The sequence below is a fragment of the Longitalea arenae genome (assembly GCF_016924755.1).
Lineage (GTDB): Bacteria > Bacteroidota > Bacteroidia > Chitinophagales > Chitinophagaceae > Niastella > Niastella arenae.
In genome coordinates this window covers 1-23,689 of sequence record NZ_JAFFJX010000028.1, presented here as the reverse complement: position 1 = coordinate 23,689, position 23,689 = coordinate 1, and the positions used below count along the sequence as shown (strand labels likewise).

Below are 23,689 nucleotides of genomic sequence, written 5' to 3'. Positions count from 1 at the left end.
AGCACCGACCTAACCGGTGAAGGCTGTTGCCTGCTGGGAGACGCCTTATTCCCGATAGGCGTTGGGTTCATCCCGGTCGGAAAGGTCTTCATCCCAACAGGCGGAGGCTGCGAAATGATCGGAAATCTCATGAACAAGATGGGTGGCGTCATCGGGTTGATCGATTTCGTCCCCCGACTGCTCGAAGGCGACGTCAAATTAGTGGGCGAAGGCTCCAAATTGATCGGTGATCTGAAATTTTTGACGGGTGAAGGCTCAAACCCGGCCGGTGATCTGAAATTCCGACCGGGCAATCGCTCCATCTCTGTGGGCGGTGTCAAATGCCGGTCGTCGATCGCTCCATCCCCATCGGCGGTGTCAAATGCCGGTCGCGAATGGCCTGAACCCAATTGGTGGCGTAAAATTTCCGACCGGCCAAAGTGCAAAACCACCGGTGTTGTCAGTAACCCGCCAGATGTTTTGGACTGGCAACTTTAAACGCTGAATTCTTGTTCAAATTCCAAAAATCGGTCATCTTCGCAGCCTGGTTAAAGGCTTCCGCGCTGAAGCCTTTTATTTTTAATTCAGGATTATGGCTAAGTCAGGTCGCGGTAAACAGGTATTGACAGATCAGCAAACGGCTATCATTAACTCCAAAGGGGATCTTCGCATCAACGCGGTTGCGGGTTCCGGTAAAACAACAACCATTATTGAATACGCCGCTTCCCGGCCCGCCAATGCCCGAATCCTGTACCTCGCCTTTAATAAATCGGTAAAATTAGAAGCTACGCGCAAATTTGCTGAATACGGATTAACCAATACAAAGGTTGAAACGGCTCACTCCCTCGCTTATAAACATATCGTATTCAAACACAATTACAAAGTAAAAGCCCAGGGCTACAAGAACAGTGAAATATGTCAGCTCCTTAGCATCCGCAGCAATGGTGAAAAACATGCAGAGTTTGTGATCGCTAACCACATCAGCAAATTCGTTGCTTATTTCTGTAATAGCGACAAAGCCAAAGTGCAGGACCTGAACTATCTCGATACCATTGCAGATGCAAACGCCAAAGCTTTCGCCCGCTCTTTTTATAAATTCATCGAGGATGGCACCCGCTTGCTGCTGGCTAAAATGGACAGAGGGGAGATCGAGATCACCCATGATTTTTATCTGAAGAAATTTCAGTTGTCCAATCCCGATCTACCTTACGATTATATTTTGTTCGACGAAGCCCAGGACGCTTCTGCCGCTATGCTCGACGTTTTCATGAAGCAAAAAGCGACTAAAGTGATAGTTGGCGACACGCATCAACAGATCTATGCCTGGCGGCATGCCGTTAACTCGCTCGATAAAGCTAATTTCAATACTTTACAATTATCAACCAGTTTTCGTTTTACCCAGGAAATCGCCCATCTCGCCACCAATATTCTCTCCTGGAAAAATCATTTGTTCGAATGTGAACCGGTTGCCATTACCGGTAAGGGCACCTCGCAAAAAGAAGTTGTAAAAGCAACCATTGCCCGTACGAACCTTGGCCTTTTGCTGAAGGCCATTGATTTTATCACTGACAATCCCAAAGTGAAGCATATCTACTTCGAAGGAAATATCAACTCCTATACCTATGCCGATGATGGCGCTTCGCTTTATGATGTATTGAGTTTATACAATGGTAACCGTGACCGGATCCGCGACGAACTGGTAGGCTCTATGAATAATATTGACGAACTGGAAGAATACGTAGAAAAAACCGAAGATCACCAGCTGGCTACCATGATCGAAATCGTTCGGGAATATGGAAATGAAGTGCATGGCATCATTAAATCACTGAAAGAACTGCATACCGGCGATGAAGACCGCAGCAAAGCCGAAATGATCTTTTCAACCGTTCACCGTTCTAAAGGAATGGAATACGATGTGGTGTACCTGGTAAACGATTTTCTCACCGAAAGCAAACTGAAGGACCTTAAAGAAAAGCATAAAAGCGACAAAACCGTAGCTTTCGATAAGGCCAGGCTCAACGAGGAAATCAACCTGCTGTACGTGGCCATTACCCGCACTAAAAACAAATTGTATATCCCCGATACCTTGGTGCCAAAAGATTTTCCTGTTTCTGCTCAGATCATCAAAGTAAAAGCCAGGGAAAAAGAGCTTACCAACAATAGCTATTTAACAGAAAGAGCCGCGTTAAAACAATCTACCGTTAAGAAAAGATCAACCGTTACTTCGCCAAAAGAAAGGGCTTACAATGTGCTTCAACAAAGGGAGATCAACAAGGACGCTTACAAACCCTGGTCGCCCGATCAGGATGATGAGCTTAAAGAGTATTATGATAATGGTACTTCCATCAGTAAGATCGCGGCGCACTTTGGCCGCACCAAAGGGGCCATTATTTCGCGCCTCAAAAAATTAAAACATTATTTCGACGAGTAATAATCAGCATATTATGTGCTGCATAGATACACCCAAAAAAATATTTGGTAAATTATACCAATCGGTATATTTTTGTGGTGTTATGACAAAAGCAGAGCGTACAAGACATTTTATCGTTGAAAAAGCAGCCCCCATCATAAATAAGAAAGGAATGGCCGGTACTTCTATCAATGATATTGTTGAAGCTACGAGGCTTACCAAGGGTAGTGTTTACGGCAATTTTGAAAGTAAAGACGAGATCTGCCTGGAAGCTTTTGATTACCTGGCAAAAAGGGTAGGGGCCGATATAGTAATGGCCATGTCCCGTGCAAATTCGAACAAGGACAAACTGTTTGCTCTTTTCGAATATTATCTTGCAGTCGTTTCTCAGGAAAACACCTATGGTTGCCCACTGTTAAATTTTGGTACAGAAGCAGATGATACCAATCCCATCGTAAAACAGAAAGTTAATAAAGCTATCCTCGCTACAGAAAACCTGATCGCAAAAGTCGTTCGCTCAGGTATTGAAGCCGGTGAATTCAAAAGATCCTTTGATCCCGAAACCTTTTCTATAAAAGCCTTTGCGATGATCGAAGGCGGTATGTGGATCGCCCGCCTGCAGGGGAACAACAAACAATTACAAATCATTCTTGATTCTTTGAAGCAGGAAATTGATGACTATTGCCAATAGTCCTTTTTTTTACGCAATAATATACCGATCGGTATAAAATGGTCAGCTAATTAAAAACAAACAATATGAACATTGAAAACAAAACCATCCTTATAACAGGAGGTGGTACCGGTATTGGCTTTGCTATAGCCAAAGTATTATCACTAAAAGGTAATAATCTTATTCTGGTTGGCAGAAGAGAAGACAAATTAAAAGAGGCCGTTGCCCGTTTGCCGAAGGCATCTTATATCGTTGCGGATGTTACCAATAGTACTGATGTTGAGAACCTGGTTCAACAGGTAAATGCTACATTTGGTGGTTTAGATATCCTGGTAAACAATGCCGGCGTGGTAACTGCGTATCCTCTGGAAAGTACAGAGGGCGTTTACGAAAAAGCAAAGTTTGAAATGGACCTGAATTATCTTTCTGTAGTAAGGCTTACAGAACGCCTGTTGCCCTTGCTTAAAGCCAGTAAAGAAGCAGCTATCGTGAATATTGAATCAATTGTGTCGTATTTGCCTAACACCGTAATAGCAACTTACAGTGCGACAAAAGCGGCCCTGCATTCGTATTCCCAATCATTAAGGCTGGTGCTGCAAAGAACACATCCTCATATCCAGTTGTTCGAAGTGTTTCCGCCCTTTGTTGATACCGATATGACCAAAGGCTTCAGTGCCGATAAGTTATCGCCTGATGTAGTTGCCGAAGACATTTACAACGCACTGCAAAAAAATGAATACGCCATAAGGCCGGGGCTGACCAAGGATGTATATCATTCATTTCTGCAGTCACCAGAGATTACTTTAAAGAGATTCAATGGGATAGAGGTGTAAGCCAGTGAGCTTTTAAACCAAGCATCTTTGAGCTTTTAAGCCAACCGGAACAGTTCTGCAATCACCAACTTTGTGGTATCAAAAAATGAATACTATGTCAAAAGTTTGGTTTATTACAGGAAGTTCCCGGGGATTGGGAAGAACCCTTACAGAGGCTGTGCTGGCAAAAGGTGATCGGGTGGCTGCTACGGCACGCCAACCGCAACAGTTAGCTGAGCTCGCCGAAAAATATCCACAACAGCTTCTGCCGCTTCCACTGGATGTTACCAGTAAAACAGCGATCGTCAATGCTGTTGAGCAAACTATTAAAAGGTTCGGACGCATAGATGTGCTGGTGAATAATGCCGGTTTTGGTATTATTGGCGCCGCAGAAGCATTTACCGATGAACAGGTGAGCAGTCAGCTTGAAACGAACCTCTATGCTCCTATTAACGTTACCCGGGTAGTATTGCCCTATATGCGTAATCAGCGCAGCGGCCGCATTTTGCAGATCAGTTCATTGGGTGGCCGTGTAGGTAATGCAGCCCTTTCTATTTACCAGGCAGCTAAGTTCGGTCTTGGTGGCTTTACTGAAGCGCTGGCCAAAGAAGTTGCCCCACTGGGTATAAAGGTTACTTCAGTAGAGCCGGGCGGTTTTCGTACCGACTGGGCCGGAGCATCTATGAGCTATGCACCTGCCGTTGAAGGTTATGAAGAATCGGTGAATAAAAGAGTTGAATTTTTTCAAAGCGGTAAATTTATTCCCGTAGGCGACCCTGTTAAAGCGGCGCAGGTTATGATCAGTATAACTGAACATCCACAGCCGCCGGTTCACCTCGTATTGGGCAGTGAAGCCGCTGGCTTGTTACGGCAGGCAGATGAAGACAGGAAAGCGGAATTCGAAAAATGGTTACCGGTAACCCTTTCTACCGACCATGATGCTGCCGAGAATTTCCTGGAAACGGAATATGGTAAATCGATTCTTGGCGGAAAAAGCTAAACTTTGCTGAACAAATCGTCTGATACTATGGCTCAACAGCCGTCAAAACCTGAAATTGTTTACTCCTGCTACTACAAAACGAGTCGTGGGGGTGAACAATTTATTCAGGACCATGTCTTCAGCTACCAGATCTCGGGTACACTTACCATTAATGATGGTCATGGCGACCACCGGTTTTCGCCCGGTGATTTCCGTTTCATCAAAAGAAATCAACTGGCCAAGTTTTTAAAGCAGCCACCGGAAGGCGGCGAGTTTAAGTCTATTTCTATTTACCTCGATCAGGCAACGTTGCGTAATATGGGCAGGGAATATGGGTATAGTGCTGACAAAGACCATACGCCTGTTTCCATGATCAGGCTCAATCCGCATCCACTTTACAAAGCCTACATGGATTCTTTGATCCCTTACGCAGGATTGCCGCCTGAAGAGAATGAAGTTTTGTTGTCATTAAAAGTAAAAGAAGCGGTACTGCTGTTACTTCGAGATCAGCCGGCTCTGAAGAATGTGTTGTTCGATTTTTCAGAACCAGGCAAGATCGATCTCGAAGCATTCATGCTTACTAATTATCAGTTCAATGTGGGCTTGAGCCGGTTTGCTTACCTCACGGGCAGAAGCCTGGCCACATTTAAACGTGACTTTGAAAAGATCTTTCATACGTCCCCCGGCAACTGGTTGTTGCAGAAGAGACTGCAGGAAGCCCATTATCTCATCAAAGAAAAAGGAAGCAAACCTTCCGATGTATACCTGGAAGTTGGTTTTGAAGACTTGTCGCATTTTTCGCATGCATTTAAAAATGCGTTTGGAGTGGCGCCTTCTAAAATTTAGATACCGGTATATGCCCTGTCAAAGGCGCCACGATTTCATTTTAATCATACATTATAACTGATCATTTAAAACTTCCTCACGCTTCGTAATATTACGATAACAGGGGTGCGTTATTGTTAGAAAATACAGGTTCCAAAATTTACTGTAAAGAAAGAGTAGAATTGCATCACAGTTGGAATAAAAGTTGTAATGTAAGAAGCAGGATATTCAAAGGATATTGGATTTAACCGGGGGCGTTATTTTTATCTGGCCCCCTCTTTTCAAAACTAATATCCTTTCAAAATATATACGCTTACTTCCTGGATCCGTACCCGCATCATGCCCTTACCTTGGTTATTCTTTAAGGTATGATGAATGAACCGTTTTTTTTGTTAACGTAAACACCAAATCCGCCAAAAGGCGTATTGTGCAGCATAAGCACTAACGTGCATGCAGCTTGCAGTTGCATACTGGCTAACATTGCTTTGAATAATTTTAATACCCGTATATGGAAGTCCCGTCGTGGTTTACCCCAAACGGGATTTTATATTTAGCCGCTACAGATCCTCACGGTTTGGACGATCATTTAATTTACCGCCCGCTAAAAGAATGCCCTTATTATCGGGAAAATAAAAAAGGCAGAAAAGAGCAAACACTGGTTTATTGATAATTTGGCCGAAAGGTGTCTGTAACTTTTAAACGCGGGCCATGCCTTATTTTATTATAACGGTGAAAGAAAGCAAAGCAGGCGCCAGACGGCGCAGGAAACTGGTGGTTGCTTCCAAAACGAAACCGGAAGCCATGATATCCTTTCAGGAGATGTGTCGCGGCACCGGATTTGTGCCGGATCATAAAAGCGTGAACGAGATAACGCCGCTCCGCTACTACAAGATCGTAAGCAGGCTATTGGGAAGAAAAATAACTGCAGTGGCGGCATGAGCCTGTAAATAAAAAGCTCCCTGACGGAGCTTTTAAATCTTGGGCACCGGCGCCTGATTAGTCACAAAAAAAGGCTGCTCCGGCCAACTGGCGGAACAACCTTAGGTGGTATACGTACTAGTTATATTATTTCTTGCCCGGATATTCTTTCAACGCCTGCTCCAGGCAATCCATTGCTTTATTCAGATCATGTACATTCAATACATATGCCAGCCGCACTTCGTCTTTCCCCAGCCCGGGTGTTCCATAGAAACCACTAGCCGGCGCCAGCATCAGGGTTTGTCCGTTAAACGAAAATGACTCCAGTAACCACTGGCAAAAAACATCCGCATCGTCGATGGGTAAACGCGCCATGGCATAAAATGCACCGCCGGGGTTCGGACAACTTACTCCCTCCATCGCATTCAACCTTTTCACCAGCACGTCGCGCCTTTTCTGGTATTCTGTTTTGGTAGCATCAAAATAATTATCGGGCAGGTCTACCGCGGCTTCTCCCAGGATCTGGGCGAATGAGGGCGGACTTAACCTTGCCTGGGCAAACTTCATTACCGAATCCAGCACCTCCCGGTTCCTGGTAACCAGCGCGCCTATGCGGCCACCACAGGCGCTGTATCGCTTCGATATCGTATCCATTAATATCACATTGTCATCTACCCCCTTTAAATGCATAGCGCTTATATGTTCGCCGCCATAGCAAAATTCCCGGTAGGCTTCATCTGAGAACAGGTACAGGTTATGCTCCTGCACGATCTGTTTCAGCGTTTCCATTTCTTCCCGGCTGTATAAATAACCGGTAGGGTTATTGGGATTGCAAATGAGTATCGCTTTCGTCTTAGGCGTAACCAGTGCCGAAAATGCTGAAATGGGGGGCAGGGCAAAACCATTTTCAATATGAGAGGTCACCGGAACCACCTTGATACCGGCTGCTACTGCAAATCCATTATAGTTGGCATAGAACGGTTCCGGAATGATCACCTCATCACCGGCATCGAGACAGCTCATGAAGCCGAATAAAATGGCTTCTGAACCACCTGTGGTAACTATGATCTGGGTATGATCTACTTCAATACCTGTCTTTTTATAATACTGCACCAGTTTACGGCGATAACTTTCATTACCGGCGCTATGGCTGTACTCCAGCACTTTGAAGTCTGCGTGACGCACAGCGTTCAAAATAGGCTCAGGTGTTTCAATATCTGGCTGGCCTATGTTCAGGTGATACACCTTAATACCCTTTTTTTTGGCGCCCTCCGCATAAGGCACCAGTTTCCGAATAGGTGATGGCGGCATCAGTTTGCCGCGACTACTAAGTGTTAGCATTTCGCAAATATAGGGTACTGGTTTTATGTTCTAAATGCTTTGTTTCTGATTGAGAATCTGGTATTTACAAAAAATACTGTTCTGGTAGACTGGTTAATTTCAGGTGTAATGACTTTCAATGGATTATAGCCGGCACAAACAGGCATCTTGAACAATAGGTTAAAAAAAAATCCTCACTGCTTTCGCCGTGAGGATCAGTATAAATCGATTATTACTTTCTACTTCAGAGGAATTATCCTTTTTTGTTTCCTTTTTCTTTTTCGAATTTAGCGTAGTCTTCTGCGTTCAGAACTTCGCCAGTAATTTTCAATTCCAAAGGCTGATCAACCCCGGCCACTTTTACATAGATAGTTTTATTAAAGGGGCCGGCGGCCGCCGCATTGAATCCGGCAGTGATCTTGTCTTCTTTCCCTTTGCCAACAGGAGCTTCTGGTTTTACGGGCGTGGTACAGCCGCAGGAAGCGCTTGCTGATTCAATAACTACGGGTTTATCAGAAATGTTAGAAAAAGTAAAGTTGTATGTAACAGGCACACCTTGTTTGATCTTTCCAAAGTTGTGCACTAATTCTTTGAATTTTACAAAGTTATCAGCTTTATTAACGGTAGCAGCAGGAGCAGTCTGTGCAAAAACGCCGGCCGTCAGGATCAATGCTGCAAAAGCTAATACAAATCTTTTCATGAGTTTATGTTTTTAATTGTTTTTCAATAATGATAAAGACGCATTTACAGGAGCAGAGGTTGTAGGGCCTTTATAAACCGAACCTGTAATGTTCAGGACCTTTGTCTGGTTATTATTGTAGATAATGGTAATGGTTTTATTAAATGCACCCTCATTGGCTGCATTGTAACCTACTTTAATAACACTGGTTGCGCCTGGCTGAATGGCCTCTTTGCTCCATTCAGGAGTGGTGCAACCGCAGGATGCCTGAACGTTCTCCAGCATCAGGGGCTCCTTGCCGATGTTCACGAGCTCAAAGTTATGCGTAACAGGGCGACCTTGCGGAATTTTTCCGAAATCATAAGAGGTTTCCTTTAACTGAACTACCTCCGCAGGTTTAGTAGCGGCTGGCGTAGTTCCGGTGGATGTTTGTGCCTTCGAAACAAACGCAAAAGCGGAGAAACAAACCAGTAATAACAAACTCTTCATACGTACAAAATTTAAGGTTTTTGGCGGCTCATTACTAAACTACACAATATCCCCGAAACTTTCTGGTGTTAAAATGGTTACACTGTTCATCGATGGGAATAACACATGTAACGCTAACATGTTCAAAATTACATTTTTAACGGCCTTTCAGCCAATAAAATTTTGGGCTTGTGACATTTTTTTAACAACCCCGCAAATTGGCGTGAATATTAATATTTTTGTCGCATGGAAAATAGCACTCACAATCAATCGCTTGCCGGCGAGAAGCTGTCTTTCGATAAATTTCGCGAAGAAGTTCTAAAAGATTACCGCCTGGCCTGCGAAAGCCGGGAGGCCAGTTTACTGGGTCGTAAAGAAGTACTTACCGGTAAAGCCAAGTTCGGCATTTTTGGTGATGGCAAAGAAGTAGCGCAAATCGCCGCTTCGAAGTTTTTCCAGCCCGGCGATTTCCTGTCGGGTTATTACCGCGATCAAACAATTGCTTTTGCCACCGGCCAGGCCACCGTCGAAGAATTCTTTTCACAATTATATGCCGATCCCGATACGGCGCATGATCCGCATAGTGGCGGCCGCCAGATGAATTCCCATTTTGCCACGCCCATCGTTGATGCACAGGGCGAATGGCTCGACCTGGTTAACCGTAAGAATATAGCAGCCGGTTTGGCCCCTACGGCCGGACAAATGCCCCGTGCGTTGGGAATGGCCCTGGCTTCTAAATTATTCCGCCATTCGGATGTGCTGAAACATTTGACACACCTGAGCAACAACGGTAATGAAATTTGTTTCTGCACTATCGGTGACGCTTCTACGTCGGAAGGACACTTTTGGGAGGCGCTGAATGCAGCAGGTGTGTTGCAAATACCCTTAGCCGTTTTTGTGTGGGATGATGGCTATGGCATTTCTGTTCCCCGCCGCATGCAAACCATCAAAGGTTCTATTTCAGAAGCCATGCGTGGCATGCAGAAAAAAGAGAACACCAATGGTTTTGATATCTATAAAGTAAAGGCCTGGGATTATGCTGGCATGTGCGAAGTTTTTGAGTCGGCGATCCGCCGCATGCGCGAAACGCATATTCCCGCCCTCTTCCATGTAGAGGAAGTGACCCAGCCGCAAGGCCATTCTACCTCGGGCAGCCACGAACGGTATAAATCACCCGAGCGCCTCGCCTGGGAACGCGAATGGGATGGAAACAAAAAAATGCGCGAATGGATCCTCGAAAATACCCTGGCCAGTGAGGAAGAACTGGAAGACATTGAAACCAGAGCCAAGGACATGGTTCGCGAAAGCAAACAGCGCGCCTGGGAAAAATACATAGTACCTGTTAAACAGATTGTAGCTAAATGCGTGGAGCTGCTCGATGTCCTGATCGGCCAGGGCGCTGATCCTACCGGTGAAATAGCCGCTGCTAAAAATGCGCTGGCGGCCAACCGCGAGCCCTTGCGTAAAGATGCGATTGTAGCATTACATAAAGCGATACAGGCTGCCGGAAACTCGCCTTTGATTGCTGACGTGAAAAATATGTATCAGCAATTACGCAAGGAAGGCTACGAAACCTATGGCAGCTACCTGTATGATGAAAGCCCAAAGAGCCCGCTGAAAGTAACTACCACACCGTTGGAGTTTGCCAACGATGCCCCTATGCTGAACGGGTATGAGATCCTGAACCACTACTTCGATGAGCTGTTTGCCAGCAATCCGAAAGTACTGGCTTTCGGGGAAGACGTTGGCAAGATCGGCGATGTGAACCAGGGTTTTGCCGGCTTGCAGAATAAATATGGAGAGAACCGCATTTTCGATACCTCTATCCGTGAGCTCACGATCATCGGGCAGGGGATAGGCATGGCCATCCGAGGCCTTCGTCCTATAGCCGAAATACAGTACATCGATTACATGTTGTACGGACTGCAACAGTTGAGCGACAATGCTTCCACCTTGTACTGGCGTACAAAAGGAAGGCAAAGTTGTCCGCTTATCGTACGCACCCGGGGCCACCGGCTGGAAGGCATCTGGCACAGTGGCTCGCCCATTGGAATGATGCTGCATTCCCTGCGGGGCATGCACATTTGCGTGCCGCGGAATATGGTGCAGGCGGCCGGTATGTACAATACCTTGTTGCACGGCAATGATCCGGCTGTAGTGGTAGAATGCCTGAACGGTTACCGCCTAAAAGAGAAGTTGCCTTCCAATTTGGTTAATTATAAAGTGGCGCTGGGGGTTCCTGAGATCCTGAAGGAAGGAACTGATATCACTATCGTTTCTTATGGAAGTGTGTTGCGGATCATCAGCGAAGCAGTTGCCATACTCGAAAAATCGGGTATCAGTTGCGAGATCATTGACGTACAAACCCTGTTGCCCTTCGATGTGAATCATATGATCATGGATTCGCTGAAAAAGACCAATCGCATCGTGTTCATAGATGAAGATGTGCCGGGTGGTGCGGCTGGATATATGTATAATAAAGTGCTGGAAGAGCAGGGCGGCTATCGCTGGCTCGATGTATCGCCGCGTACCATTACCGGTCAGGCGCACAGGCCGAGTTATGGCAGCGATGGCGATTATTTCAGCAAGCCCAATGTGGAGCAGATAGTGGATGTGATCCAGGAGATGATGAGTGAGTAATCAATAAGCAATTGGCAATAAGCAATTGGCAAAGAGTACAGGCTTTGGTTAGTTGATTAATAGATATTAACCAGCTGCCGTGAGTGTTAAAAATTTCAAAGAAACAAAGGTTTATCGACTTGCTTTTGATTTGGCGATGGAAATATTTGAGGTGTCAAAAACGTTTCCGAACGAAGAGAGATATTCACTTACCGATCAAATAAGAAGATCATCGCGGAGTGTTTGCGCAAACATTGATGAATCCTATAGGAAAAAATCTTACCCCGCTTATTTTGTATCTAAAATATCTGATGCTGATATGGAAAATAGCGAAACAAGTGTATGGTTGGATTTTTCAGTTGGGTGTAAGTATATTAGTGAAGAGAAATATAAAGCTTTATCAGAAAAAAATAAGGAAACAGGCAGGCTATTAGGCCATATGGTCAACAACCCAGATAAATACTAATTGTATTTTTTGTCTATTGCTTATTGTCTATTGCCGCCTTTCACCATCCAATGCCCTTTTGTTATGAAATTAACCCTTTACCAGATCGATGCCTTTACCAACCACCTGTTCGGAGGAAATCCCGCAGCCGTAATACCACTTGATCAATGGATCAGTGACAGCTTGATGCAGCGGCTGGCTATGGAGAATAACCTCAGCGAAACTGTTTTCTTTGTGCCCTCGGTAAAACCAGATGCCGATTATGAGATCCGCTGGTTTACTCCGGAATCAGAGATCAACCTGTGCGGTCATGCCACCCTGGCTTCGGCCTTTGTTCTGTTTCATGTGATGGGTTATGGTTATCCCGCGATCCGTTTTCAATCGAAAAGCGGCATACTGACCGTCACCAAAAGCTTCGACCGGATCCGTATGGATTTCCCGGCCTGGAAACCAGAACCCGTAAACGAATGGCCTGCTGAATTATCTACCGCTTTGGGCAATATTCCCTTCACCAGTGTACACAAACACCGCGATTACCTGGTGGAAGTAGCCGATGAAGCCATTGTACAACACTGCCAGCCCGATTTTACCCTATTGAAAAAATCAGGGCATAAAGTGATCCTTACGGCCAAAGGAACGAAAGCCGACTTTGTCTCAAGGTTCTTTGCCCCTACCGTAGGCATCGATGAAGATCCGGTAACAGGTTCAGCGCATGCGCAGCTGATACCTTTCTGGGCAGAAAAACTGAACAAACAAACATTACATGCGCGCCAGTTATCGAAACGCGGGGGCGAATTGTGGTGCGAAAACCTGGGCGATCGGGTTACCATCGCCGGTCAGTGCGTATTTTATATGAAAGGTGAGATAGACCTATAAACAATTATTCAGTGCTAACAGCAAGCGAAAAGCGATTTATAAAATCCTGGGAAGAACAGCGTCAGGGCGGGCGGGTAAAATATTATCTGCTGTATATTACTATGGGCACTATTGTTTGCGCCCTGGTAATAGCCTTTTTAACCCAGGTACTGGGATTTGGTTTGCCCCAAAGTCTTATAAAGATCATTGTTGGCAGCTTCCTGATCGTTACCTTTTCCACCATTTTCTCCTGGTGGTATAATGAGAAAAAATTCAAGGCCATCATTCAGCGGGAAGTAAAAGAGGGAATGAGGAGAGATGACGAGCTGACCAGTTGACTAGATAAGACTTAAGGTTGATAAACTGAAAAATAGGAGTGAATGCTGAGCGATGAATTTATCCGCGCAAACGTGTATTTAATTAGCACATCAGCAAATTAGCACATCAGCAAATTAGCAATTAGCACATTAGCAATTAGCTAATTGAGGAATTGTTACTCTAAAAAGCGCTCGCGTTCTTCGAGCGTAGGTACCGGGCAGTGTTCCTTCTTTCCAAAAAGTTTATACCGGTTCATGGCAATCAGCCGGTATACGCCATCTCGAAGGGACTGGGGTACATAAATAAACAGATACATCAATTGCCACCCACGTCCCAGGTGTTTCAGCAAACGTAACACGGCTGTTGAACGTGTATACAACACATTTCCTTCAATGAGCATGAAAGAATGATATTGATCAGTAGGGAGGTGGTATTTATGCAGGTATTCCTGTCCCGTTTTTCCCTGCAGCGACCCGAATACAAACCGTTTCTTCTTGTCCCTTTTTAAAATGAACTGTACTGTCCCGTTACACAGGTTGCACACTCCATCAAAGAGCACAATGTATTTTGAAGAGGTACTGGCCATTATTAAGCAAAATTACGGGGCCCGGGTAAATTTTCTATAGCCGGAAGCCGGGCATTTTTATGAGATTGGATATGTTCTCACAGATACAAATGTTGTTCCAGTCATACATAAAAAAACCGGATGGCAACATCCGGTTTTTAATTAAAAATTTATATTTTATCAATTGCCTTTTGCCAGTTGCGTATTGATTACTGCAGGTTATGGAATACTTTCTGCACATCATCATCCTGTTCCAGTTTGTCAACCAGTTTCAATACTTCCTGGGCCTGTTCTTCTGGTAATTGTACTGTAGTGGAAGGGATCCATTCTACTTCGGAACTGATAGGAGTGATATTTCGTTCTTCCAGTGCTTTCTGCATATTGCCAAAATCATTGAAGGCTACGCGGATCACCAGCACAGTCTCGCCATTCTCACCGGTTCCTTCCCCCATTTCTTCCAAACCGGCATCTATCAGTTCAAGTTCCAGGTCGTCCTGGTTCAAACCCTCTGGTTTCAGTTTAAACACACCCATTTTTTTGAACTGGAAGCTTACGCTGCCGCTGTTGCCCAAAGTCCCATTGCCTTTGTTGAAAATGGCTTTCACGTTGGCTACGGTGCGCACATGATTGTCGGTTGCGGTCTCAACCAGGATAGCAACGCCGTTCGGACCATATCCTTCGTACAGGATCTCTTCATAGTTCTCCATCTCTTTACCCTGAGCACGCTTAATAGCCGCTTCCACGCGGTCTTTAGGCATGTTCACGCTTTTGGCGTTCTGAAAACAACGCCGCAGGGCCGGGTTGGTATTGGGGTCAGGTCCGCCCGCTTTTACAGCGATTGCGATCTCTTTTCCAATACGGGTAAATTGTTTGGCCATCCGGTCCCACCGGGCAAACATGGTGGCTTTACGTACTTCAAATATGCGACCCATATATTAGTTTATACTTTTTTTAGGTTACAGGTTACAGGTTCCGGGTTCCAGGTTTTTGCCTTGGGCCTTCGCCTTGCGCTTAAAACGGTTGCAAAAATAAAATAACTGGGGCAAGTAGCCAACATACACTGTTTAAAACAAAACCCCGCCGGCAGGCGGGGCTTTTATTGAACAGATCTGAAAATCGTTATTTTTTAAACATCTTGTAGCCAAATAGTATGGCATGCAGCAAGGCAAAGACCAGCGAAAAATAGAATATGCCGGCGTCATCGGGTGTCAGCATATGATGAACAAAGGCTATGATGGCCAAAACGATGGAAAGCACCAGTCCACAAATACCACCCACTTTGTTACCCTGGGGGAGAGTGGTCGGGCTGTTGGCCGATAATATACTGTGACGAACGCCGTAAGCGAGGTAGATATCAAGTCCAAGGATCATCCAAACTATCAGCCGGATCCAGGTGTCGAGCGGCAGGAACACCATCATGAACAAACAGGTGAACACACCCAGGATGGGCACTAATGGTACCAGCGGCGTTTTAAAGGCGCGGGGAGCATTAGGCATGGTCTTACGCATGATGATCACCCCTATACAAACCAGGATGAAAGCGAACAGGGTGCCGATACTGGTCATTTCTCCCACCACCCGGGCCGGTACAAAAGCTGCGAAGAGGCTTACAAAGAGCAGGAACAACATATTGTTTTTTGCCGGGGTGCGGAACTTTGGATGCACTTCAGAAAATACCCGCGGTAACAAACCGTCTTTACTCATGCTGAAGAATACGCGGCTCTGGCCCATCAACATCACCAGGATCACCGACATATAACCGGCCAGAATAGCGAGTACAATGGCCTTGTTCAACCAGGGATAATCAGCATGCACCACGCCGTTCGCATCGGGCGTACCCATATGGTCAATTGCTACTTTTACCGGGGCGATACCATCCTGGCCCTTGAAGGAAGTATAGTTGGTTACGCCCGTCATTACGTGGGCAAACAGGATGTACAGGACCGTACAAATAGCCAGCGAACCGAGGATACCCCAGGGCATATCTTTTTTCGGGTTCTTGGCTTCCTGCGCGGCGGTACTTACCGCATCGAAGCCGATGTATGCAAAGAACACGATAGCGGCTGCCCGGATGATGCCACTGAAACCAAACTCACCGAAATTGCCGGTGTTCTCAGGAATGTAAGGAGTATAGTTTGCATTGTTAATATACTTCCAGCCCATGATTATGAAGATCAGCACAACGGCCACTTTCAGGGTAACGATAATTCCATTGATAAAGGCGCTTTCTTTAGTGCCTTTTACCAGTAACAAACTCATTAAGATCACTACAAAAACCGCGGGTACATTGATGATGCCGCCATCCCATGGCCCCGCGGTTATGGCAGGCGACAGGTGGATATTAAAATCTGCCAGGAACCGTACCAGGTAGCGGCTCCAGCTGATACTTACCGTGGCTGCACCAACGGCATATTCCAGCACCAGGTCCCAGCCAATGATCCAGGCTACAAATTCGCCCATGGTAGCATAGGAATATGTATAAGCGCTTCCCGCAACGGGGATCATAGATGAAAATTCTGCATAACATAAGCCGGCAAAAGCGCAACCCAAAGCGGCAACTATGAAGGAGATGGTAATGGCAGGGCCGGCCTGGTTGGCAGCGGCGCCACCGGTAATGGAGAATAAACCGGCGCCAATGATGGCCCCGATACCCAATGCTATAAGGGAACCGGCGCCCAGTGTTTTTTTAAGGGTATGCCCACTGGTATCCTTTGCTTCATTTAATAATGAATCCAACGGTTTTTTGACAAATAAACTCATAAGAGCGAGTTAGAAGTTTTTTGAATGAATAGTATTTCTTTAATCATGTATGAGGTCGGAAAGATAAGGATTTCTTAAAATTACTGCTCAAAAGAGTTCTTAAATCCTCTCCACATCCCCGGGGCAAAAGATAAAACGATCTCTCAAATTGGTTTATGCTTTTAATATTATATTGCACCCTATTACTTTTTAACGGATCTACATGAAGAAAAACAGGCTCACGCTCTATATACTGATCGCCATGGCGGCGGGTATTATTGTGGGTTATCTGATGCACCGGGTAGGAACAGGGCACAACATTACCTATTCCCCTGCTAAAGATTATACGGGAAAGGACACTATCACGTTGGTTCTCTCGGGGAAAGAAGTACAACAGCCGATCGAGGTTGTTAAAGATTCTGCTGCTTATCGTCAAACAACCGTAACCGCCGGAACCTGGCTGGTAGTGGCCAATACGAACGCTTCTTACGAGGTCAACAGGGAGTTGACATTAAACAAGATCAAGGTTGCACCCAAACACGGTACGGCGTCCATTAAGGCCATTCAGTCGTTCAGCGATAATATTAAATTATTGACTACTATTTTCCTGCGGCTGGTTCAAATGATTATTGCACCGCTTGTTTTCTGTACGCTTGTAGTGGGCATCGCCAAACTCGGCGATCTGAAAACAGTTGGCAGGGTAGGAGGCAAAGCGCTGCTTTGGTTTATCTCCGCTTCATTGGTAAGCCTGCTGCTGGGTATGCTCATCGTTAACCTGGCAAAACCTGGTTACGCCGTTGATCTCAGCAATGCCGATACTGCCGGCGCCAAAGACCTGATCGGTAAAACGCAGGAATTTTCTTTGGGTAAATTTGTGGAGCACGTATTTCCTAAAAGTGTCATTGAAGCTATGGCTACCAATGAAATACTGCAGATCGTCATCTTCAGTATTTTTTTTGGTGTGGCTATGTCGGCCCTGGGCAATTACTCCAAGACCCTGGTAAAAGCGCTGGATGCCGTAGCCCATGTTATATTAAAAATGGTGGGCTATGTGATGAACTTTGCGCCCCTGGGAGTTTTTGGCGCAATTGCCGCTGTGATCGCCACCAAGGGGCTGGAAGTGTTCCTGTTCTATGGTAAATACCTGATGTTCTTTTTGATAGGTATCGCGATTTTATGGGTTATCTTACTATCGGTAGGGTATTTGATCCTGGGCAAACGCGTAGGCACTTTGATAAAACGGATCGCTTCGCCCATGCTGGTCGCTTTCAGTACCACCAGCAGCGAAGCTGTTTTTCCAAAATTGACCGAAGAACTGGAACGGTTTGGTTGCAAAGACAAAATTGTTTCATTCATTTTGCCCCTGGGTTACAGTTTCAATCTCGATGGCAGTATGATGTACATGACCTTCGCCAGTTTGGCCATTGCGCAGGCTTATGGCATACATCTTGACCTGGGCACGCAGCTCACCATGCTGCTGGTGCTGATGTTAACGAGTAAAGGAATTGCAGGCGTGCCGCGGGCTTCGCTGGTTGTGGTGACCGCCACCTGCGCCATGTTTAAAATTCCACCGGAAGGTGTTGCTTTGATCTTGCCGATCGATCATTTTTGTGATATGTTCCGTACCATGACCAATGTAGTAGGCAATGCCCTGGCAACGAGTGTAGTAAGTAAGTGGGAGGGCGAACTGAAACCCGAAATGGCGCCAACCGATCCGGTATTGGTAAATGAGTAGACAGGATTCCCGCAAAGGGGGAACAACCAAACAAAATAAACTTATTCATTAAAAAATTTTATGTTGAAACGACTGATATTTTTATTGTTGAATGTGTTGCTAGTATCCGGAGTTATGGCACAACAGCAAATAAGAATTCAATGTACCAATCAGTACGAAGCACCGATTGATAAATTAACGGTGACGGTTGCAGGCCAGACAACAACCTATTCTCCCGATAACCTGGGTTATATAACGATCAATATAAACCCGGCAGATTCCGTGATCATCAATGCTGCTCACCACGAACCTTATACGGTAGCCGGCGCTTCGCTGAAAGAAGGGGAGCTGGTGGTGCTGCAAAAGAAATTTACCTGGAAGGATCTGCTGAACCCCATGTTCTATATTGTTTACGGTGGATTTTTTCTCTTACTCTTTATAGTTTTTGCTGAAACCGGTTTGTTCGTGGGCTTCTTTTTGCCGGGCGACAGCCTCTTGTTCGTAGCAGGCATTTATAGCACCAACCTGGTTGATGACCTGTTCAGAAAATTCGGGTTCCAAGGCGTGCGCTATGAATGGCTCGATCTGTTCATCCTCATCTCCCTGATCTCTGTAGCCGGTATATTGGGTAATACCGTAGGCTACTGGACCGGAAGAAAGATCGGTCCAACCATGTTCCACTGGCGCGACCGTTTCCTGTTCAAGAAAAAATATCTGTACGATGCGCACGATTTTTATGAGAAACATGGAGGCGGCGCTATCATTTTCGCACGCTTTCTACCCATCGTAAGAACCTTCGCGCCCATTGTTGCGGGTATCGTGGCGATGGATAGAAAGAAATTCTCCTTTTATAACATGGTAGGTTGTATCGCCTGGGTATTCAGCATGATCATTGCCGGGCACTTTTTGCAAAAATGGATCTTCACCCAATTTGATTTTGACCTGAAGAAACACCTCGAAGTAATTGTACTGGGTATAGTTGTCGTAACCACTGCCCCTGTATTGATAAAATTATTTTCCGGAAGAAAAAAAGAAAAGGTATCTCAACCCCCAACTAAGTAACGAATGCAATCAAAACCAGTATCTGTCTTTAGCCTGGCAGTTCTAGTAGCTGCTCTGGGCTACTTCGTTGATATTTACGACCTCTTACTCTTCAGTATCATTCGTGTTGATTCGCTAAAAGACCTGAGGCTAACCCCTGAACAGATCGCTTCCGAAGGTTTGTTCATCATCAATGTGCAAATGGCCGGTTTGCTCATAGGCGGTATTTTGTGGGGTATTCTGGGTGACAAGAAAGGCCGCCTGAAAGTGTTATACGCATCTATCATTTTATATTCCCTGGGAAATATTGCCAACGGTTTTGTGCAAACGGTAGAGCAGTATGCAGCTGTACGCTTTTTAACAGGGATTGGCCTGGCTGGTGAGCTGGGCGCCGGTATTACCCTGGTAAGTGAACTGTTACCTAAAGAAAAACGCGGGGTCGGTACATCCCTGGTGGCGGGTATTGGTTTAACCGGTGCCGTGGTCGCATTCTTCTTTAAAGAGAACTTCCACTGGCGCACCTGTTATTTTATTGGCGGTGGCCTTGGCTTCATGTTATTGCTATTGCGGGTGGGCGTACTCGAATCGGGTATGTTCCAGAATATTCAGCATAGCAACATATCGAAAGGGAACTTTTTTATGTTGATCAATAATGGCAAACGATTAAGAAAATACCTTACCAGTATTCTGATCGGGTTGCCTACCTGGTATGTGATCGGCATCCTGGTCACTTTCTCTAAGGAGTTTGGCGAAAAAATGGGCGTTGTGGGTAAGGTCGATCCGGGCAAAGCCGTCATGTTTTCCTATGCGGCTATCTCTATTGGCGATATTGCGGTGGGATTGTTAAGTCAGTCGTTGAAAAGCCGTAAAAAAGCGCTGTTCATTTTTTACGGGTTAACGGCCATTGGTATTGTATGGTTCTTTAATCTGAATGGCGCCCCGGTGAACAGTTTATATGCCGCCTGCGCCCTGCTCGGTTTTGGCACCGGCTTCTGGGCGATTTTTGTAACCATGGCTGCCGAACAGTTTGGTACCAATATCCGGGCTACTGCAGCCACCACCGTACCGAATATGGTGCGCGGCGCATTGATCCCGATCTCTATTTTATTCACTTCATTGCAGGGCTCGGCCGGGTATGTAAACAGTGGCATGATCACCGGCATAGTCGTGATGGTGATCGGTATCGTGTCGGCCTTGTTAACAGAAGAAACTTTTCATAAAGATCTCAATTACGTAGAACAGTGAGACCGGTTTATTGAATATTATGAAGATCCTTATTATCAGATTTAGCTCCATTGGGGATATTGTTTTAACAACACCTGTGATCCGATGCCTGAAGAACCAGTTGCCGGATGTTGAGATCCATTATCTCACCAAATCCAGTTTCCGGGCAGTGCTGGAGGCCAATCCCTATATTGATAAACTACATTACCTGCAGGATGACCTGCAGGCAGTGATAGCTCCCTTGCAGCAGGAGAATTTTGACTATGTGATCGACCTGCACCACAACCTGCGTACCATGCGGGTAAAAAAGGCATTGGGCAGAAAATCCTTTTCTTTCAATAAGCTCAATATTCAGAAATTCATATACACCAGCCTTAAACTGAATGTACTGCCCGATGTTCATATCGTTGACCGCTACCTGGAAACGGTTAAATCGCTGGGCGTAAAGAATGATGGCCGCGGCCTGGACTATTTTATTCCGGAAAAAGATAAGGTGAAGGAGAGCGATATCCCCGCAGGCCACCTGGCCGGTTATATTGGGGTAGTGATCGGCGCCGCGCATAACACCAAGAAATTACCCATCCATAAGCTGAAGGAGCTCTGCGCCGCCATTGATCATCCCATTATTTTGCTGGGCGGAAAAGAGGACCGCGCAACCGGTGAGCAGATCGCCAGCGTTGACCCGCATAAGATCTATAACTCCTGCGGCAAATTCAACATTAATGAATCGGCTGACCTGGTGCGCCGCGCCAAACTCATCATAAGCCATGACACAGGGTTGATGCATATTGCTTCTGCTTTTAAAAAACAGATCATTTCTATATGGGGCAATACGGTGCCGCAGTTTGGCATGTATCCGTATTATGGTGCCTCCTCGCAGCAATTAGCGAAAGACAAACTGCCTTATGATATCATGGAAATAAGGCCCCTGTACTGCCGGCCCTGCTCTAAAATAGGATATGATAAATGTCCGCTCGGGCATTTCAAATGCATGGAGAAAATATCCATAACGGAGATTGTTAATAAGCTGAATCAAAGACTGAGTAAGTAGCCTTTATTGCCATCTGCCAATTGCGAACAGCCAACTGCCCACTGCAAATGGCCAACTGATAAATCATGATGTTTAAAGCAGTAGTTAAGTAAAAGTAACAGGTATTTTGCCAACTGCCAACTGCCCACTGCCCACTTCCTCAATTCAACTTTGTCCGGGACAATGTTTCCAGTTTCGTGCTGATCAGCTTTTTCTCAGCCAGCGAAGTGGTTAAGGACAGGGCTTTTTGAAGGAATATGGCGGCATTGTGATCATCGCCCAGTTGAATGTATAGTTCGCCTATTACCGCGCTGAATATATATTGGGTGTTCATCAGCTGCTCAATGCCGTTGATCTGCCATATTTCCTGCACCGCAGCAGCTGTTTGATGCAGTTGCGCCAATACAATGGCCCTGTTCAAAATGACCAGGGGCGTTTGCTTTCGTTCAAGCAGCAGATCGTAGAGTTGCAGCATGCGTTGCCAGTTGGTTGCTGCAAAACTGTTTGCCAGGCAATGTTCGGCAGCAATGGCCGATTCAAGATGATACACCGTAAGGTCATTCCCCTGCGAAGAGAGGTTCAGGAAATCATATCCCTTTTGGATAAGCGCCTTGTTCCAGGTGCTTCTGTCCTGGTGCTGTAATAAGATAATGGCATTGTTTTCATCTATGCGGCTTTCAAAGCGGGATGCCTGGAAACACATCAATGATAATAAAGCAAAGGTGGTAGGCTGTTTGCCTGCTTTATGTTCTGTAAGCAGGAGGCAAAGCCGCATGGCTTCAGCGCAGAGGTCTTTTCGGATCAATTCATTGGCAGTCCCGGAATTGTATCCTTCGTTGAAAAGCAGGTACAGGACGGTGTAAACAATGTCCAAGCGGCGCGACAGTTCCTGGCCGGCCGGAATATCCAATGCGATCTGGTTGTCTTTTAAGAACTGTTTTGCCCGGTATAAGCGTTTTTGGATAACTGCTTCATTGGTCAGCAGGGCGTGGGCAATTTCAGCAACGCCAAAACCAGATACAGTTTTTAGCGTGAGCGCCACCTGGTCTTCTTCTTTCAGGCTGGGATGACAACAGGCGAAGATCATTCGCAGCTGGCTGTCGGCGATCTCCGCTTCGCCGAAGAACTGTTGCACGGTATGTTCTGTTTCCTGTTGTAGTTCTGTAGCCAGCTCGCGCGAATAGTGTTGAAAATGCTGATGCCGCCGGATGATATCAATGGCCCGGTTGCGCGCCACCTGCATCAGCCAGCCGCCGGGATTCTCGGGCAGCTGGTTGAAGGTCCAGGTTTGCATGGCCCGTAAAAAAGATTCCTGTACCACATCTTCGATCATTTCCAGGTTGTGCATGCCGAAGATGCGGGTGAGCACAGCGATCATCTTTCCCGACTGGTGCCGGAAAAGATGATCGATCAGTTGCGCCACGCGGTTTTGTTCCGGTTCTTTCAAAGCACCATCATTTGGGTTATTACATATCCATTTTCATTACTTCACGCACTTCCACGCTGCCATCGAGGGGCAGGTCGGGACAGCCTTTGGCAATTTCTGTTGCTTCTTCCAGCGAGGCTGCCTTGATGATAAAAAAGCCGCCTACCAGTTCCTTGCTTTCGGCAAAAGGACCATCCGTAACCAGCGCTTTGGCGCCTTTTACCGTTTTGCCATCAGGTAATAAAGGCTCGCCGGCTGAATAAATATTTTTCGCTTTCAGATCATCTACCCAGGCAAACCATTTTTGCATGTGTTGCTGCATTTGTTCTGCAGAGAAATCATATTGCTCCGCAGCGCCCCGGAAAATGAACATAAAATCTTTCATAATAGTAAATTTTTGATGATTACATATTTAAGTTACCGGGAAATGACGAATGGGAATTAACGGGCCGGACAAATCCTGAAAAAATATTTACGAAGCACAAAAAAAGCGGTCCGGCCAAACTGGCCAGACCGCTTTTTTGTGGTGCGCCCGGCACGGGCGCAAACTCTAGGGTGGAAGTCCCGAACGCACCTTGATAGTGGGAAGCGTTAACCAAAGGCAAGGGTGTCCTTCGTGAGGGGGAATCTAAAGGAAGCCGGCGGTAAATCTC

24 protein-coding genes are annotated in these 23,689 nt (G+C 45.9%); 15 read left to right on the top strand and 9 right to left on the bottom strand.

Annotation, left to right across the window (positions count from 1 at the left end):
- Positions 1-129 precede the first annotated feature (129 nt).
- The 7 genes from JT717_RS27425 (at position 130) to JT717_RS27395 (ending at position 6,614) form a co-directional block, all read left to right on the top strand.
- A complete protein-coding gene (locus JT717_RS27425; RefSeq protein ID WP_205514511.1) occupies positions 130-477 on the top strand; it encodes a hypothetical protein in 348 nt (115 codons plus the stop codon).
- Between the two features lie 94 nt (positions 478-571).
- Positions 572-2,410: a UvrD-helicase domain-containing protein gene (locus JT717_RS27420; RefSeq protein ID WP_205514509.1), complete on the top strand. Its 1,839-nt coding sequence runs from the start codon at positions 572-574 to the stop codon at positions 2,408-2,410.
- 82 nt (positions 2,411-2,492) lie between these two features.
- Positions 2,493-3,080, top strand: a complete 588-nt coding sequence (locus JT717_RS27415) for a TetR/AcrR family transcriptional regulator (RefSeq protein WP_205514507.1) — start codon at positions 2,493-2,495, stop codon at positions 3,078-3,080.
- Between the two features lie 65 nt (positions 3,081-3,145).
- Positions 3,146-3,892 (top strand): SDR family oxidoreductase, encoded by a 747-nt coding sequence (locus JT717_RS27410; protein ID WP_205514506.1) that lies wholly within the window; start codon positions 3,146-3,148, stop codon positions 3,890-3,892.
- Between the two features lie 94 nt (positions 3,893-3,986).
- Positions 3,987-4,871 carry an oxidoreductase gene (locus tag JT717_RS27405; protein WP_205514504.1) on the top strand — a complete coding sequence of 295 codons (885 nt, stop codon included), beginning with the start codon at positions 3,987-3,989 and terminating at the stop codon, positions 4,869-4,871.
- A gap of 27 nt (positions 4,872-4,898) precedes the next feature.
- A complete protein-coding gene (locus JT717_RS27400; RefSeq protein WP_205514502.1) occupies positions 4,899-5,696 on the top strand; it encodes a helix-turn-helix domain-containing protein in 798 nt (265 codons plus the stop codon).
- A 687-nt stretch (positions 5,697-6,383) separates the two neighbouring features.
- Positions 6,384-6,614 (top strand): hypothetical protein, encoded by a 231-nt coding sequence (locus JT717_RS27395; RefSeq protein WP_205514500.1) that lies wholly within the window; start codon positions 6,384-6,386, stop codon positions 6,612-6,614.
- Positions 6,615-6,740: 126 nt separating this feature from the next.
- Here JT717_RS27395 and JT717_RS27390 read toward each other — a convergent pair whose 3' ends face one another.
- From JT717_RS27390 to JT717_RS27380, 3 genes are all read right to left on the bottom strand, one after another.
- Positions 6,741-7,934, bottom strand: coding sequence for a pyridoxal phosphate-dependent aminotransferase (locus tag JT717_RS27390; RefSeq protein WP_205514498.1), 1,194 nt, complete (start codon positions 7,932-7,934; stop codon positions 6,741-6,743).
- A gap of 232 nt (positions 7,935-8,166) precedes the next feature.
- On the bottom strand, positions 8,167-8,613 hold the full coding sequence (locus JT717_RS27385) for a DUF1573 domain-containing protein (protein WP_205514496.1): 447 nt from the start codon (positions 8,611-8,613) through the stop codon (positions 8,167-8,169).
- A gap of 12 nt (positions 8,614-8,625) precedes the next feature.
- Entirely contained in the window at positions 8,626-9,081 is a 456-nt protein-coding gene (locus tag JT717_RS27380) for a DUF1573 domain-containing protein (RefSeq protein ID WP_205514494.1), read from the bottom strand.
- 225 nt (positions 9,082-9,306) lie between these two features.
- On the opposite strand from JT717_RS27380, the gene JT717_RS27375 reads away from it, so the two are divergent.
- From JT717_RS27375 to JT717_RS27360, 4 genes are all read left to right on the top strand, one after another.
- The gene (locus JT717_RS27375; RefSeq protein ID WP_205514493.1) at positions 9,307-11,700 is read left to right on the top strand and encodes an alpha-ketoacid dehydrogenase subunit alpha/beta; all 2,394 of its coding nucleotides are present in this window, start codon (positions 9,307-9,309) and stop codon (positions 11,698-11,700) included.
- A gap of 79 nt (positions 11,701-11,779) precedes the next feature.
- Positions 11,780-12,145: a four helix bundle protein gene (locus JT717_RS27370; protein WP_205514492.1), complete on the top strand. Its 366-nt coding sequence runs from the start codon at positions 11,780-11,782 to the stop codon at positions 12,143-12,145.
- A gap of 63 nt (positions 12,146-12,208) precedes the next feature.
- Positions 12,209-13,000: a PhzF family phenazine biosynthesis protein gene (locus JT717_RS27365; RefSeq protein WP_205514491.1), complete on the top strand. Its 792-nt coding sequence runs from the start codon at positions 12,209-12,211 to the stop codon at positions 12,998-13,000.
- Positions 13,001-13,011: 11 nt separating this feature from the next.
- Positions 13,012-13,317 (top strand): hypothetical protein, encoded by a 306-nt coding sequence (locus tag JT717_RS27360; protein ID WP_205514490.1) that lies wholly within the window; start codon positions 13,012-13,014, stop codon positions 13,315-13,317.
- A 155-nt stretch (positions 13,318-13,472) separates the two neighbouring features.
- On the opposite strand, the gene JT717_RS27355 is transcribed toward JT717_RS27360, so the two are convergent.
- The 3 genes from JT717_RS27355 to JT717_RS27345 all read right to left on the bottom strand — a co-directional run bounded on the left by JT717_RS27355 (position 13,473) and on the right by JT717_RS27345 (position 16,622).
- A complete protein-coding gene (locus tag JT717_RS27355; protein WP_205514489.1) occupies positions 13,473-13,883 on the bottom strand; it encodes a thiol-disulfide oxidoreductase DCC family protein in 411 nt (136 codons plus the stop codon).
- Between the two features lie 188 nt (positions 13,884-14,071).
- Positions 14,072-14,794 carry a YebC/PmpR family DNA-binding transcriptional regulator gene (locus JT717_RS27350; protein WP_205514488.1) on the bottom strand — a complete coding sequence of 241 codons (723 nt, stop codon included), beginning with the start codon at positions 14,792-14,794 and terminating at the stop codon, positions 14,072-14,074.
- A 187-nt stretch (positions 14,795-14,981) separates the two neighbouring features.
- The gene (locus JT717_RS27345; protein ID WP_205514487.1) at positions 14,982-16,622 is read right to left on the bottom strand and encodes an amino acid permease; all 1,641 of its coding nucleotides are present in this window, start codon (positions 16,620-16,622) and stop codon (positions 14,982-14,984) included.
- A gap of 202 nt (positions 16,623-16,824) precedes the next feature.
- Here JT717_RS27345 and JT717_RS27340 point away from each other — a divergent pair, with 202 nt between their 5' ends.
- The 4 genes from JT717_RS27340 to JT717_RS27325 all read left to right on the top strand — a co-directional run bounded on the left by JT717_RS27340 (position 16,825) and on the right by JT717_RS27325 (position 21,631).
- A complete protein-coding gene (locus JT717_RS27340; protein WP_205514486.1) occupies positions 16,825-18,336 on the top strand; it encodes a dicarboxylate/amino acid:cation symporter in 1,512 nt (503 codons plus the stop codon).
- Between the two features lie 114 nt (positions 18,337-18,450).
- Entirely contained in the window at positions 18,451-19,377 is a 927-nt protein-coding gene (locus tag JT717_RS27335) for a DedA family protein (protein WP_240348455.1), read from the top strand.
- Between the two features lie 3 nt (positions 19,378-19,380).
- Positions 19,381-20,601 (top strand): MFS transporter, encoded by a 1,221-nt coding sequence (locus JT717_RS27330; RefSeq protein WP_205514484.1) that lies wholly within the window; start codon positions 19,381-19,383, stop codon positions 20,599-20,601.
- 19 nt (positions 20,602-20,620) lie between these two features.
- Complete coding sequence (locus tag JT717_RS27325) at positions 20,621-21,631, top strand: glycosyltransferase family 9 protein (protein WP_205514483.1); 1,011 nt, start codon at positions 20,621-20,623, stop codon at positions 21,629-21,631.
- A 139-nt stretch (positions 21,632-21,770) separates the two neighbouring features.
- Here the strand turns inward: JT717_RS27325 and JT717_RS27320 are convergent, their stop codons facing one another.
- The 3 genes from JT717_RS27320 to JT717_RS27310 all read right to left on the bottom strand — a co-directional run.
- Entirely contained in the window at positions 21,771-23,057 is a 1,287-nt protein-coding gene (locus tag JT717_RS27320) for an RNA polymerase sigma factor (RefSeq protein WP_205514482.1), read from the bottom strand.
- 19 nt (positions 23,058-23,076) lie between these two features.
- The gene (locus JT717_RS27315) at positions 23,077-23,421 is read right to left on the bottom strand and encodes a YciI family protein (protein WP_205514481.1); all 345 of its coding nucleotides are present in this window, start codon (positions 23,419-23,421) and stop codon (positions 23,077-23,079) included.
- Between the two features lie 19 nt (positions 23,422-23,440).
- On the bottom strand, positions 23,441-23,689 hold a 249-nt coding region (locus JT717_RS27310), incomplete at its 5' end, for a hypothetical protein (RefSeq protein ID WP_205514480.1).